The sequence below is a fragment of the Sporosarcina sp. UB5 genome, assembly GCF_050859005.1.
In the GTDB taxonomy this organism is placed as follows: Bacteria; Bacillota; Bacilli; order Bacillales_A; family Planococcaceae; genus Sporosarcina.
Genome location: NZ_CP125984.1, coordinates 1,511,331 through 1,525,230, shown reverse-complemented (window position 1 = coordinate 1,525,230; position 13,900 = coordinate 1,511,331). Strand labels below are relative to the sequence as shown.

Annotated in this window: 13 protein-coding genes and 1 riboswitch; of the genes, 3 read left to right on the top strand and 10 right to left on the bottom strand. The window is 49.9% G+C overall.

Translation table 11 applies throughout. The features are described from left to right. Window positions 1-234: 234 nt before the first annotated feature. The 7 genes from cobD to QM454_RS07975 form a co-directional block, all read right to left on the bottom strand. Window positions 235-1,335, bottom strand: a complete 1,101-nt coding sequence (cobD, locus tag QM454_RS08005) for a threonine-phosphate decarboxylase CobD (RefSeq protein ID WP_432363607.1) — start codon at window positions 1,333-1,335, stop codon at window positions 235-237. Further along, complete coding sequence (gene cbiB / locus QM454_RS08000) at window positions 1,322-2,278, bottom strand: adenosylcobinamide-phosphate synthase CbiB (RefSeq protein ID WP_432363605.1); 957 nt, start codon at window positions 2,276-2,278, stop codon at window positions 1,322-1,324. The genes cobD and cbiB overlap by 14 nt, the downstream gene beginning before the upstream one ends. Further along, on the bottom strand, window positions 2,278-3,744 hold the full coding sequence (locus QM454_RS07995; protein WP_432363603.1) for an adenosylcobinamide amidohydrolase: 1,467 nt from the start codon (window positions 3,742-3,744) through the stop codon (window positions 2,278-2,280). Before QM454_RS07995 ends, cbiB begins: the two co-directional genes overlap by 1 nt. Window position 3,745: 1 nt before the next feature. Continuing rightward, entirely contained in the window at window positions 3,746-4,738 is a 993-nt protein-coding gene (locus QM454_RS07990) for a FecCD family ABC transporter permease (RefSeq protein ID WP_432363601.1), read from the bottom strand. After that, entirely contained in the window at window positions 4,731-5,693 is a 963-nt protein-coding gene (locus tag QM454_RS07985; protein ID WP_432363599.1) for an ABC transporter substrate-binding protein, read from the bottom strand. The genes QM454_RS07990 and QM454_RS07985 overlap by 8 nt, the downstream gene beginning before the upstream one ends. A gap of 129 nt (window positions 5,694-5,822) precedes the next feature. Then, a riboswitch (cobalamin riboswitch) is annotated at window positions 5,823-6,008 on the bottom strand. A 152-nt stretch (window positions 6,009-6,160) separates the two neighbouring features. Beyond that, window positions 6,161-7,828: an arginine--tRNA ligase gene (gene argS, locus QM454_RS07980; RefSeq protein ID WP_432363597.1), complete on the bottom strand. Its 1,668-nt coding sequence runs from the start codon at window positions 7,826-7,828 to the stop codon at window positions 6,161-6,163. Beyond that, entirely contained in the window at window positions 7,825-8,250 is a 426-nt protein-coding gene (locus tag QM454_RS07975) for a DUF1934 domain-containing protein (protein ID WP_432363596.1), read from the bottom strand. The genes argS and QM454_RS07975 overlap by 4 nt, the downstream gene beginning before the upstream one ends. A gap of 173 nt (window positions 8,251-8,423) precedes the next feature. Here QM454_RS07975 and QM454_RS07970 point away from each other — a divergent pair, with 173 nt between their 5' ends. After that, entirely contained in the window at window positions 8,424-10,481 is a 2,058-nt protein-coding gene (locus tag QM454_RS07970) for a transglycosylase domain-containing protein (protein ID WP_432363595.1), read from the top strand. 291 nt (window positions 10,482-10,772) lie between these two features. On the opposite strand, the gene QM454_RS07965 is transcribed toward QM454_RS07970, so the two are convergent. Then, window positions 10,773-11,303, bottom strand: a complete 531-nt coding sequence (locus QM454_RS07965) for a YwhD family protein (protein WP_432363593.1) — start codon at window positions 11,301-11,303, stop codon at window positions 10,773-10,775. Between the two features lie 68 nt (window positions 11,304-11,371). Between QM454_RS07965 and QM454_RS07960 the strand changes: the two genes are divergently transcribed. Beyond that, the gene (locus QM454_RS07960) at window positions 11,372-11,560 is read left to right on the top strand and encodes a 2-hydroxymuconate tautomerase (protein WP_432363591.1); all 189 of its coding nucleotides are present in this window, start codon (window positions 11,372-11,374) and stop codon (window positions 11,558-11,560) included. 50 nt (window positions 11,561-11,610) lie between these two features. Then, window positions 11,611-12,009, top strand: coding sequence for a hypothetical protein (locus QM454_RS07955; RefSeq protein ID WP_432363589.1), 399 nt, complete (start codon window positions 11,611-11,613; stop codon window positions 12,007-12,009). Here the strand turns inward: QM454_RS07955 and QM454_RS07950 are convergent. Continuing rightward, on the bottom strand, window positions 11,932-12,441 hold the full coding sequence (locus QM454_RS07950; RefSeq protein WP_432363587.1) for a YwgA family protein: 510 nt from the start codon (window positions 12,439-12,441) through the stop codon (window positions 11,932-11,934). The genes QM454_RS07955 and QM454_RS07950 overlap by 78 nt on opposite strands. 1 nt (window position 12,442) lies before the next feature. After that, window positions 12,443-13,738: an HD domain-containing protein gene (locus QM454_RS07945; RefSeq protein ID WP_432363585.1), complete on the bottom strand. Its 1,296-nt coding sequence runs from the start codon at window positions 13,736-13,738 to the stop codon at window positions 12,443-12,445. Window positions 13,739-13,900: the final 162 nt, after the last annotated feature.

Here is a 13,900-nt window from a genome sequence, read left to right as displayed (position 1 = left end):
GGGACTTGGCAACACCACCCGCGGTTATGGGAGGTCGAGTTCTCGTTTATCCTCGAAAAGTTCTCGTTTTTCTCTGCAGAGTTCTCAATCTCCATTGAAAAGTTCTCGTTCTCATGTCAGGAGTTCTCATTTATCGCCGAAGAGTTCTCGTTCTTCCCCGAAATGTTCTCATTACCTCTCACAGAGTTCTCGTTCTCACGCCAAGAGTTCTCATTATCTCTCAAAAAATTCTCGTTACCTCTCATTTATCCGCAAAGCACTTTCGGATTCGCCGGCGAACCAATCCGCAAGCTCACGTCGCAACTCTTCCATCTCCGCGCTACTCTTCATACCGATGCGGAGCCAGCCGCCGTCCATCCCCCGGAAATTTTCCGAATGGCGGAGGACTATTCCTTTCGCAAGCATTTTCGTGTACAGCTTACCGGCATCATGCGGTTTGAACGAAAGGAAATTTGCTTCCGATTCGGTCACTATGCACCCAAATTGTCTTAGAAAAGCCGACATTTTCACACGTTCTTCAGCGGCGTGGCGAATCGCGGCCTCACGGTACGCTTCCTCGCCGAGGCAAACCGCCCCGATTGTTGCTGCCATGCCGTTTACATTCCAATGTGGCGCCGTTGATTTCAATGAGGCAATGACATCGGGATGCGCGACTGCATAGCCGAGACGGATGCCCGGGATCGCATACATTTTCGTCATCGAGCGGACGACGATGACGTGCGGAAAATCGTTCAATTTAGGAATGAAAGACTTGCTTTCATCAATGAAATCGATAAACGCTTCGTCGAGTACGACTTCACAGCCAACCTCCCCAGCCTTACGGATGATCGCCAGCAGATCCTCGCGCTCAGGCATGATCCCCGTCGGATTGTTTGGCGTGCAAAGATAGACTACGGATGACGCCGAAAGACGAGCGAATACAACATCAACCGGCAAGTGGAAGCCGTCCGTCTTGGAAGCGATAATACGGTCAATCTCCACTCCCTTCGCCCGCAACGTCGCTTCGTATTCCGAAAACGTCGGGTCCACGACGATCGCCCGTTTCCCTCGGTATCGCTCCGCAATGAACGACAAGATTTCCGCCGCACCGTTGCCTGCAAACACCGAAGTTTTCGAAACGCCATGATACTCCGCCGCCTTCGACAGGAAAGGCTCGCCGGACGGGTCCGGGTAGGCGGATAATCGCGTCATCAGTTCCGGCCACATCTCGACGACCGCCCGCGGAGGCCCCGACGGATTGCAGTTTTCGCTGAAATCGAGGATTCGCGAAGGCGGAGTCATGCCGAGCTTTTCATAAACGTGCCGGGGATTCGCCCCGTGTTCAGGCAATTGCATAGAAAATCACTCCAATGACGGTCATGAGCATCCAAAAGGCGAATGAGGCCATATGCATTTGGACAATAGCCGATTTAATATCCGCTGCTAGCAACGGCCGCAGTCCAGGTCCGATTTCCGGTCGAACGGATTCGGTTCCCCTATATGTACTTTTGCCGCCTAATGTGACACCGAGCTGCCACGCGGTTGCCGCTTCGAGAAATCCGCTGTTCGGGCTCGGGTGATTCCTTGCATCCTTGCTCCAGCCAATGAACCTCTTTCGGAAAGGGATTCCCCCTTCATTCGGCGATACGAGCAGGATGAGGAATCCCGTAATCCTTGCGGGAATGAAATTCAACACATCGTCGGCGCGCGCAGAAAACTTGCCGAATTCACGATAGCGGTCATCTTTATAGCCGATCATCGAGTCGAGCGTGTTGACCGCTTTGTACATCCATAAACCTGGTGCCCCGAAGAGGAATGCCCAGAACAACGGCGACGTAATGCCGTCGGCCGTATTTTCCGACACCGTTTCAATTGCGCCGCGGGCAATCCCCCGTTCTTGCAGTTTGTCGGTGTCGCGGCCGACAATCCACGAGAGCTTTTTCCGTGCTTCCTCGAGATTGCCAGCTGCTAGCGGTTCATACACATCGAGCGCAGCGTCCCGCAAGCTTTTCTGGGCGAGCCCGATGGCGATGAGAACGGCTTCGACGACAATCCCGACCACGATATGTAGTTGGTAAGCGGACCAGACGATCGCAAGGACGCTCCCCGTTACGATGAAAACAATGATGACCAGCATTCCAGCGCCCTTCAGTACGCGGGCACGCCCTTTGTTCAAGAGCGCGGTAAGTTTCGAGATGCATGTGCCGATCCAACGGACAGGATGCGGCCAGTTCGGGGGATCCCCCATGGCGCGGTCGAGGCCGAACCCGATCGCGATTGCAATGAAATGGGCTTGCATTACGACGTCCAGCCTTTCGCTTCTTTATAGGCACGGATCGCGCGGACGGTGCAGTCGTAAACGCCGTGGCCGATCAGTTTGCCGAGGGGGGTGATCGGGCCTGCGTACGGCAAGTGCTCCCCTTCTTGCGTCGCTGCGATGAGGAGGCTGTCGGTCGATGTGCCGGTTGCGATCGTTCCAGTAAGCGGGTCTAGGATATTCTCGGTTTGGAGCGCTTTCGTTTTCGCCTCGGTTGCGGTGATCATCGCTTGGATAAAGGCTTCTTCGGGCAGCTCGCCATTGACGATGACCCAAGTGTTGATCGTGCCGACGCGCTGTTCTCGCGTCACAGCTTGCGAGACGTCAACGGCATTGCCGACGCCCGCTGTCACCATGACAAGGACGGTGCCGAAATCGCCTTCGTATTCATCGATTTCCGCGTGCTCGGTCGTGACGGCGGTCATCATTCCGACGGTGTCGGTTAATGAGTAACCGTGCTGTTCGAGGTAGGCGGACATTTCCGCTTTGACGTCGTCATAATTGTAGTTTTCATCGACGTGGCGGTTGACGAATGCGCGGTACCAGCCGAGACCTGCGTTCACGACAGCTGAAGAGACGGTTTTCAATGGTTGGTTGACCTGTAATGAAACGCGTTCCGCTGTGACGGTGAAGTGCTCTTTATTGACCGTAAACGGGTTGCTTTCCTCAATTTTTTGAGGGAGCAGCGTCATTTGCGGCTTCGGTAATTCGGGATGTGGCTGCGTTTTGACACGCGCCTTGTACACATTGCCAATGGTTGCTTCGCGAATGACGTTTTGCGGATCGCCGATCATCGCAATCTCCCCTTTTTCCATAAGGAGGAGCCGATCACAGTATAGGGACGCCAGGTTGACGTCATGGAAGACGGAGATGACCGTTATGCCCTTTTCAACTGCATGGTTTCGAATTGTATCTAGCAGTTGCTGCTGGTGTGCGATGTCGAGATGGTTCGTCGGTTCGTCGAGCAGGAGAATCGGCGCGACTTGCGCGAGTGCTTGGGCGACGAAAACCCGTTGCTGTTCGCCTCCTGACAGCAGTTCAATCGCCGTATCTTTGTAGCGAGTGACGCCCGTGTAGGCAAGCGCTTCGTTCACCGCCCGTTCGTCTTCAGCGGACCATGATGAAAAGAGTCCGGACTGGTGTGGATACCTGCCGAGTGCGACGGTGTCTTTCACCGTATGCGAGAAGGCGTGCGCATGGAGCTGCGGAAGGACGGCGACTTTTTTCGCAAACTGTTTTTGGGAATAAACCGCGGCATCCTCCCCGTCGATCCGGACAGTTCCAGATTGAGCCGGCAAGATGCCCGAAATGATTTTCAGTAGCGTCGATTTCCCGCTACCGTTCGGGCCGAGGATGCCGAGGATTTCGCCTTTATTCACATGAAACGAAATGTCTTTGACGATCGGCTCTTTGCCATAGCCACCGGTTATATTGTCGACTTGCAGCATATTACATGGCCCCTTTCCTTCTCTGTCTGTAGAAAATGTACGCGAACACCGGCGCGCCGATGAACGCTGTAATGACGCCGACCGGGAGTTCTGAAGGCGAGATGATCGTCCGGGCGATGAGGTCGCAAATGATGAGCAATGACGCTCCGTTCATGAATGATAGTGTTAGTAAGTGCCGGTGGTCGGAGCCCCACATGAGGCGCGTCATATGTGGGACGACGAGGCCGACAAAGCCGATCGTTCCGGATACCGCAACGGCCGATCCGGTCAGGATGGAGCCGCCGATGAGGATCATGAATTTCCGTCGTTTGACGTTGACGCCTAAATGATGGGCGCGTTCCTCGCCGAACAGCATGGCGTTCAATTCCCTCCGGTTCATCCAGAGAATGAAGGAACCGATGATGACGAACGGCAGCACCATAACGATATACGTCCAGCCGCGCATAGAGACGCTGCCGAGGAGCCAACCGATAATTTGTCGCAGTTCTTCTCCGGTAAGTGCAATCATAAGCGATAGGACAGAGCCGAGAAATGAACCGAAGATGATGCCGGTGAGGATGATCGTCTCCATTTTCATTGAACGGTCGACGAGCCTTGCGAAGCCGATGACGAGGAACATTGTCAAAGCAGCTCCTGTCATACTAAAAACGGGTAATGTATATGTGCCTAAAATTGGAACCGATAAACCGAAAAAGAGTGTCACGACAGCACCGACCGAGGCGCCGGATGACACTCCGAGTGTGTATGGATCTGCAAGTGGATTTTTCAGCAATCCTTGGAAGGCGGCTCCTGAAATGGCGAGCGCTGCGCCGACAAGCCCAGCAAGTACAACACGGGGCATCCGGATTTTCCAAAGGATATTTGAAGCGGTCGTATCCGACGAATCCCAAAACGTGCTGATCGGAATTTTGACGGTTCCAATCGAAACACCGAGCCATACCGCCACGATAAGTGTGGCGGCGGACACGATGTAGGCGAGTGTTGCTTTATTCACCAAAAGCCTCTGGGTAAATGGCTTTTGCCACTTCCTCAAGACCTAGTGCAAGACGCGGGCCAGTACGGCTCGTCAAGTTTTCGTCGACTTGTACGACTGCATCTTCTTTGACGGCTGTAATGTCACTAAAGCCGTCACGGTTTTTCACACTTTCAACAATATTCGGCACGTAACTGTACATGACGACGATGACGTCAGGGTTCTGGCTGACGATTTCTTCAGGGCTGATCATCGCCCACCCTTCTTCCGTCACGATATTTTCAGCGCCAATCATGTCAAGGATTTGTTGCATGAACGTGTTTTTACCTGGTGCGTAAATTTCCGGTACGTCTGACGTTTCGATGAATACGCGTTTTTTATTCTCAACGGTTGCCGTTTTTGCAAGAACCTCTTCGACTTTCGTCTTCATGTCTTCGACGATTTTAGCGGCTTCTGCCGTTTTGCCTGTTGCCTTACCAATTGTTTCGATTGTCTCATATGTTTGTTCAAAATCCGCCGCATCTTTTACGACGAATACGTTAACTCCAGCACCACGGAGCTGCTCAAGTCCTTCTTCAGCTATCGTCTCGTGTGCGAAAACGATATCCGGAGTCATGGAGATGATCTTTTCAACATTGAATTCCATGCCACCGATTTTCTCTTTTTCTAGCGCTTCTGCAGGATAGTCATCCCAATCGTTTACGCCAACAATTTCATCGTTCAGACCAAGTGCGAAAAGGATTTCCGTGTTGCTCGGAATCAGTGAAACGATTGTTTTAGGGGCTTTTTCGATTGTAATATCATTGCCGACCGCGTCTGTCAGCGTAAGCGGGAATGCTGCTTTTGCTGATTGCTCGTCAGTCTGTGTGTTTTCCGTTGTAGGTGTGTCGTCTTTCTTCGCATCTTCCGTGCCGCATGCCGCGAGCAAGAACGTCGCTAAAATTGCTGTTAGCCAAAGCTGCCAAATCTTCTTCATTCCGATTTCCTCCTATTTGTTCCAAATAAAAATCCCCCGTTTTGTAAACGGAGGAATGTGTTTAGTAAAAATACAGCTGCCGAATTTCATGTACATGCGCTGATTTCCACCAAACCTATCCTCGTAGGGTACGGGTGACTCATGAAGGCAGGTCTCCTGGCTTGTGCTTATCGCGTACCGCGCCTTCCCGGAAATTTTTCCAGTGGCATGTTGCGGATTGCGAGCACTTACAGTGGCGGGACCGCGCCGGAATCGAACCGGCTTCCCTTTTAACCCCAGCGTTGACGGCGGGGCACCTTCATGTTTGGTTATGTAATTGTGATTCGTGATTAATTATACTATACATTTTGAAGTTGTCGAGGAGATTTAAGTTGGTTGTGTTTCGAGCGCTGTTGATTGTGTTGCGAATCCCGCAACATCAAAAAACGCCCCGCCGCTGAATACTTCAAGCGGAGGGGCGCGTTATTTTACATTCTTTCTGGTGCTGCAACACCGATCAGTTTCAAGGCGTTTGCAATTGTCGTGCGTGTTGCTGTAATTAATGCAAGGCGTGCTTCCGACAAGTCGCGTTGATCCGGATCGAGCACTTTTTCTGCATTATAGAAGCTATGGAATTCTGCTGCTAATTCCTGAATATAGTTTGTAATTCGGTGCGGCGAGCGAAGTCTTGCTGCATCGCTAATCGCACGCGGGAAGTCGCCGATTTTTTTCAGCAATGATAATTCCTTTTCCGTCTGCAATAAATTCACATGATCCGTCGAAGCGGCAACATTCATTTCATCTGCTTGGCGAAGGATCGAAGAAATGCGGGCATGCGCATATTGCGCGTAGTATACCGGGTTTTCATTCGACTGCGAAATCGCTAAATCTAAATCGAAGTCCATTTGCGAATCCGCTGAGCGCATCGCAAAGAAATAACGAACGGCATCTAAGCCGACCTCTTCAACAAGTTCGCGCAACGTAACCGCTTTTCCGGTCCGCTTACTCATTTTGAACTTCTCGCCGTCTTTGTACAGCTGCACCATTTGCGCAACTTCCACTTCAAGCGTGTCGCGGTCGTAGCCGAGCGCCTCGATTGCCGCTTTCATTCGTGGAATATAGCCATGGTGGTCAGCTCCCCAAATGTTAATGAGCTTGTCGAAGCCGCGGCGCAATTTATCCTCATGGTACGCGATGTCCGGCGTCAAATATGTGTACGTACCGTCATTTTTAATGAGGACGCGGTCTTTATCATCCCCGAACGTCGTCGAGCGGAACCACGTCGCACCGTCCTCTTCAAATACATGCCCGTTCGCACGTAATTTGTCGAGCGCGATGCCGATTTTCCCGTCTGTATAGAGTGATGTCTCCGAGAACCAATTATCGAACGGCACGCGGAAATCTTCCAAGTCCTTCTTCAGCTTCGCCAATTCAAATTCAAGGCCGTACTCCCTGAAAAACTCCTGACGCTCCTGTTCAGGGACATTGACGTACTTGTCACCAAATTCCTCAGCAAGCTTCTCGCCGATATCAATAATGTCCTGCCCATGGTAGCCGTCTTCCGGCATTTCTTTTTCAAGACCTAATGCTTGGAAGTATCGCGCCTCGACTGAAAGGGCTAAATTATTTACTTGATTGCCCGCGTCATTTATATAATATTCCCGTGAAACGTCGAATCCTGCAAAATCGAGGATATTGCACAATGAATCCCCAATCGATGCACCACGCGCATGCCCTAAATGCAAGTCGCCCGTCGGATTGGCAGAGACGAATTCGACTTGAACTTTTAGATTCTCGCCATACGTTGAACGGCCGTAATCTGCTCCTTGAGCAAGCACCGTTTTGACGACTTCGCCTAAGTAATCGCTTTTCAGCTTAATGTTAATGAACCCTGGTCCTGCGATTTCTAATGATTTGATGGACGTAGACGATGTGTCTAATTTCTCGAGAATAGCTTCTGCGATTGCACGCGGCGGCTTTTTCGCGATTTTCGTCAATTGCATCGCAATATTCGTTGCATAGTCCCCGTTTTCTTTGTTTTTCGGTGTTTCAAGAATAATATCCGGTATAACGGATGCATCCGCCATTTCTGTAGCGAGCACCGCTTCGCGGAATGCATCTTTTATTTCCTGTTGGATTTTTTCAACTGCGTTCATTTTTGTCCCTCCGTATATGTAATGTTCAGTTCGTGTTCGCCTAGCAATCCGCCTTCACCGTGCAGTTCGTAATGTGCGATGAATTTGTCCGGTCCGACTTCTAGCTTCGTCGTTTTCACGAGGAGATCGAAAGTGGCGGGACCATTTCCATACGTGCCCGGTCGCATGTCGCCGAGCGAAAATGGCAAGCGCATTTGAACCGCCCCGTTCCGCATGATCAATGCGTCCCCTTTTTCCAATTTCACCGTCGTCCGCACTTGTTCGCCGTTCAAGTCTTCCACAAATTGCAAATACGTCTTTCCGGCTTTTTCAATTAACGTCCCCGAAGCTTCCAGCTCATGTTTGTCTGCAGCTTGACCAACGTGCCGGATCGTCGATTGGAGCCGGACATCGACGTTTCGGTCTTTCTTATTTGATTCCACTGTTGCACCGCCCCTGACGTACAAAATATCTATTCATTATATCGTTTTTCCCCGCGCGTTTCCAATAGATCGCGAAATGAAAAAGACAAATCCATATTTTTCCCCGAATTGTCGTTTAATCTTTCGACGGCTGTTCCATACTGACTAGAAAGAACGGTGGGAGAAGGGATTGTATGAGACGAGCTGATTATCGAAAGAAAAAGAAACGGTATAACGTCATTCGACGGATTGCTTTGCTAACTGTTACAGCGGTGACGGCATTATTCACTATGTTTCTATGTCTCCGTCTTTATGCGCAAATTACGGGGGCTCCTTCGTTAATTGTACCGAAAGCGAGCGTGTTTCTCGATAAGAACGGACGGCAAATCGGCGATAAGTTTTCCGCTGAGCGTCGCTATTGGGTGAGCTTGGATGAAGTTTCGCCATTCCTCATTGACGCGGTCATCGCGACGGAGGACCGTAATTTCTATGAGCATAATGGATTTGATTATAAACGGATTGCCGGTGCTATTTTAAAAGACGTGAAGACGATGCGAAAGGCGGAAGGTGCGAGTTCCATTACTCAGCAGTATGCCCGGAATCTGTTTTTGACACATGAAAAGTCATGGAATCGGAAAATAAAAGAGGCGCTATACGCGTATCGATTGGAAACTTTTTACGATAAGGATGTCATTTTGGAAGGCTATTTGAATACGGTTTATTTTGGGCATGGGATGTATGGCGTTGAGGCAGCGAGCAGGTTTTATTTCGCAAAATCGGCAGAGGAATTAACGCTCGAAGAGGCTGCAATTATTACGGCGATTGCAAAAGGACCGTCCTATTACGAGCCACTGAATAATCCAGAGCGTTCCCGTGACCGCCAATTGCTAATTCTTTCCCTCATGGAGGATCAAGGATTTATTACTGAAGTGCAACGGCAGCGCGCGGCGGATGTGGCTGTGACGCTGAAAACCGAAGACTGGAAAGATATGAAACGGGTCGCCCCATACTTTTTAGATGAAGTGTGGCGGGAAGCCGAGCGGATTTTAAATAAAAAAGGACGCTATCCTGCTGAAGGCGGCTGGACAATCCGGACGACGCTCGATCCGCATCATCAGCAGACGGCGGAGGAATACGTTAAAAAATGGATGCCGGATAGCGGCCTGCAAGTCGGGTTCATATCGATTGAGCCTGAAACCGGAGCAATTACTTCGCTCGTCGGGGGGCTTGATTACAAAGAAAGTCCTTTCAACAGAGTCACACAGGCGAAACGGCAGCCGGGATCGGCAATGAAGCCAATTTTGTATGCGGCGGCGCTCGAAGATGGCTATAATCCGCTGACGTTCATGTCAACGGAACGGACAATTTTTACGTATGACGAGGGCCGCTCGACGTATGCGCCGAACAATATTAACGGCAAGTTTGCGGGTCATCCGATTTCCCTCGCACAGGCGATGGCCATTTCGGATAATATTTACGCGGTGAAGACGCTTGAAGATATCGGCTATAAAAAGTTCAATAAAATGGCGAACCGGCTTGGGCTGGATGTCGAGTTCCAAGAGTCTCCTGCAGTCGCTTTAGGTACATCGTCCGTTACGTTGCTCGAAATGACGAATGCGTATAACCGGATTTCGTCCGGCGGGTTGGAAGTGCAGCCGACGACCATTTTGTCGATTACTGATTCGAACGGGAAAACAGTGTACGAGCAACCGAAGAAAGTTACGAAACGAGTCATGACGGAGCAGGACGCATTTGTGCTCACCCATTTAATGACAGGAATGTTCGACCCGGTTTTCAACGATTACTCCGTTTCGACAGGGCTATCGATGCGTTCGAAACAAAAAAGGCCATACGCCGCAAAATCAGGCACGACCATTTCCGACCAGTATTTAATCGGCTATACACCGTCGCTTACGGCGGGAATTTGGACCGGATATGACGTCGGCCAGCAATTGAAGGATTTAGAAGACAAGTCGGCAACAAAGAAAATATGGATCGACTTCATGGAGACGGTCCATGCAGGCAAAACCCCTGAGCCGTTCATTCCTCCAAAAGGCGTCAATGGCGTCATCGTCGACGTCGAAACCGGCGGCATCGCGGTGAATGAATGTCCGAAGCAGCGGCTCATGTACGTGAAGGAAAGAGATATGCCGCAAAAGCTTTGCACCGACAAAAACTTACGCGAGCAGCGCAACGGCGAAGATGATGACTCCGGCACATTTGAATTATTTCCGTTTTCGTTTTTTGAATAACGCTGTGTGAATGAGAAGTGTTGGGGCGTTAATGAGAACTTCCCACTTTCTTCGCACATCAAAAAAGCTTTGCCCTTCTGAAGTAAATCAGGAGGGCAAAGCTTTTTCACCGTCGAATGCAATCCGCCGATTGATAGGTCATCGCTTGGGTTTAACTGAACAAGCAATCGACAGGGACGCACTGTTCCGGTTGTCCTAGCTTACAATCGCAAGCTGTAATTTCAGTGTACTTCCTTTCTCACAGACATTCAACCTTAGATGTCATCGAATTCGAAACATTTCACAGTTTGTTCATAATTCAGTCGAATCTACACCTAAACCAATGTGTAATTTCGGTTCGCTGCGCATCCACATTTCGTTGTTATGGGTCGAAAGGAAATCTGCGAGAATCTTTTTTGACTTGTCATCCATATGGTCAACGATAATATTCCGCTTCATCGATTTATCCATTTTATTTACATGATCTGCAAGAATTTTATAGCCTCTACGTTTTTCGCGGTTCACGACCATTTCACACGCGGCAACACCTGCATAGTAAGGACCGTCCTTCTTGAAATCGATTGTCACCCAGACAAGCCAGTACGGTTTTCCGCCTTCCGAGTCTTCACGGTTTGTCGTAAATTTTATACCGCGTTCCGTATCGCTGCGGGCATGCATCGCACCAATTTCGATGCGCGCCTCCCCTGCTTCAATATCGACGATGACCGGCGAGACGTTTTCCAATGACAATGATCCGATTCCGAATCCTCCATGTCCATCGGTCGGATCATCTTTTATGATGGTAAATCCCATTTTTTGTTTCGGTTTCTGTTCATTCGTCATTTCTTTACTCCCTCCCACTCTGCTATTATATACACTATACCTAAGTTTAGGCGAAAGGGGGAACTCGTATGCCAATTGTAACTGTGAAAATGTTGGAAGGCCGTACGGAGGAGCAGAAGCGTAACTTATGCGAGAAAGTATCAGAAGTCGTTGCTGAAACGACAGGCGCTCCTATTGAAAACGTGTCTGTTATTATTGAAGAAATGTCGAGAAATCATTATGCAACCGGCGGCAAGCGCTTGAGTGATAAGGATTAATTTGTGCGATGCGAGATTCTCGCATCGTTTTTTGTTGCTGGGGGATGGCTTTGAGCGTGGACGGCACCGCTTTGAGCGCGGGGCTCTCGACTTTGAACGCGGACGGCACCGCTTTGAGCGCGGGGCACTCGACTTTGAGCGTGGACGGCACCGCTTTGAGCGCGGGGCACTCGACTTTGAGCGCGGGCGACACCGCTTTGAGCGCGGGCGACACGGCTTTGAGCGCGGAGCACTCGACTTTGAGCGCGGACGGCACCGCTTTGAGCGCGCGACACCCGGCTTTGAGCGCGGACGGCACCGCTTTGAGCGCGGGCCAGCCCCTTGACGCGATTCCAACAAAAAAATCCCCTCGTCAAAGGGGATTCCCATTATTATGCAACGCCCGAACTCGTTTGCAGCTTCGCAATAAACTCAAACGCGTCGTCCATTTCGTCGTCGGTGAAATTTAGTTTGTTTTTCACGATATGGACTTTTGCAATTTGCTCGTCCTTCGGCAAGTAATCGAAATAGAGCAATGTCGATACGAGCTCTAGAAACCTTGAACTTCTTCCATTCAGCATATCGATGCAGTCCGCGAGTTTTTCGTGCGGCGCGTCCGCTGTTTCGAGGAAATGGCCGCCTTCTTCTGTCACGTTGTAACTATATTGGACGTAGGAACCTTTGTCTACGCAGCTTTCGGATAGAAAGCCCATTTCGCATAGTTCCTCGACACGGAGCGTCAATTCCTCCGAATACGGTCCGTACATATGCAACTCGTATTTTTCAGCAAAAGGGAAATCCATCTTTTGCGCGATATAAATCATCTTCTGCAATTTCTTTCGGCCGCGCGCTTCTCCCGCGATGGCAATGAATTGCACAATTCTAGCATGCTCCCGTAGCAAACTACTCACCTCTCAACATTCGTAAAATCTTTTCATATAGCGGATTTCCATCGGATTCTAAAATATCTTCAGGAAAGTATATTTTATGGTCGGTTCGCCGTTTGCCTGATATGGCATCGACGATTTCTGATGAACGGGATAGCTCGCCTAGCTCGCCGTTCGACATTTGTAAATAGATTGGCACGCGCTCATTTTCTTCGCCCGGTCGGTAAAAATCATATGGCAAGTCGGACGATGAATCGGTGACGAGATAGTATTCTGGATTGAGACCCGCTTCCTTGAACAACCTTTCAAGCTCGCCAATTTTCCGATACTCTGTCGCTGGGTCGAACTCGGCATATTGGAACAATCTACGGTTTAAGAAGCGGTCGCACAAGTCTGCTAAGATGGCATCCTTTTCCTTGCGCCACGACTGGAAATACGTCATGAGCACGCCCTCGTCCAACGATATGTATTCCTCAACGCCGAATGTCCGATCGAAAAACGTTTTGAAATGGACTGGCTCGTACGTAAACTGATAGCCGCTCGTATATAAATGTCTCGCGCGATGCAAGATTTTCATTAAAATAACTTCCGCACTTCGCGAAACAGGGTGGAAATAAACTTGCCAATACATTTGGTAGCGGCTCATTATGTAATCTTCCACTGCGTGCATTCCGCTAAACTTAATGACGACTTGCTCTTCTGCCGGCCGCATGACGCGTAAAATCCGCTCCATGTCAAAATGGCCGTATGAAACGCCGGTATAATACGCATCTCGTTGCAAATAATCCATCCGGTCGGCATCGATTTGGCTTGAAATGAGGCTGACGACGAGCTTGTCCGGGTACGTTTTGCCGATGACGTCCGCTACTTGCTGCGGAAAATCTGGTGAGACACGACGGAGCACTTCATTCACTTCCGTATCCCCTGTCAAAATCGCTTGCGTGAACTTTTCGTGGTCAAGCGTGAACACTTTTTCAAACGCATGCGAAAACGGACCGTGGCCGAGGTCATGTAACAACGCCGCGCATAGCGTTAACAATCGTTCCTCATCATTCCATTCCGTTCGTCCGCTGAAGCCGTCGTCAATGATCCGCCTCACAATTTCATAGACGCCGAGCGAGTGTTGGAAGCGGCTATGTTCTGCTCCGTGAAAAACGAGATACGTCGTCCCGAGTTGCCGGATTCTTCGAAGTCGCTGGAATTCCCGTGTCCCGATAACGTCCCATATAACTTTGTCGCGCACATGGATGTACCGGTGAACCGGATCCTTGAATACTTTCTCTTCGAAAAGCTTTTCATTTTTATAGTCCACTTATTCATCCACCTCCGTCGACGCATTTTCTTAAGTATATCAAAAACTGAGCAAGAAAAAAGGAAGGCTTTCATTAAAAGAAAGCAAATATTTTGACCTACGTTCCAGTTTGGATGAATAAAAGGCTTAAACACTGTACACACTGACCGTAAGAAAGAGACT

Excerpts from the sequence above, each read along its gene's own strand:
- cobD (WP_432363607.1), bottom strand. The coding sequence starts at position 1,335 with ATGCAATTGCCTGAACACGGGGCGAATCCCCGGCACGTTTATGAAAAG.
- cbiB (WP_432363605.1), bottom strand. The coding sequence starts at position 2,278 with ATGCAAGCCCATTTCATTGCAATCGCGATCGGGTTCGGCCTCGACCGC.
- QM454_RS07995 (WP_432363603.1), bottom strand. The coding sequence starts at position 3,744 with ATGCTGCAAGTCGACAATATAACCGGTGGCTATGGCAAAGAGCCGATC.
- QM454_RS07985 (WP_432363599.1), bottom strand. The coding sequence starts at position 5,693 with ATGAAGAAGATTTGGCAGCTTTGGCTAACAGCAATTTTAGCGACGTTC.
- argS (WP_432363597.1), bottom strand. The coding sequence starts at position 7,828 with ATGAACGCAGTTGAAAAAATCCAACAGGAAATAAAAGATGCATTCCGC.
- QM454_RS07970 (WP_432363595.1), top strand. The coding sequence starts at position 8,424 with ATGAGACGAGCTGATTATCGAAAGAAAAAGAAACGGTATAACGTCATT.
- QM454_RS07965 (WP_432363593.1), bottom strand. The coding sequence starts at position 11,303 with ATGACGAATGAACAGAAACCGAAACAAAAAATGGGATTTACCATCATA.
- QM454_RS07960 (WP_432363591.1), top strand. The coding sequence starts at position 11,372 with ATGCCAATTGTAACTGTGAAAATGTTGGAAGGCCGTACGGAGGAGCAG.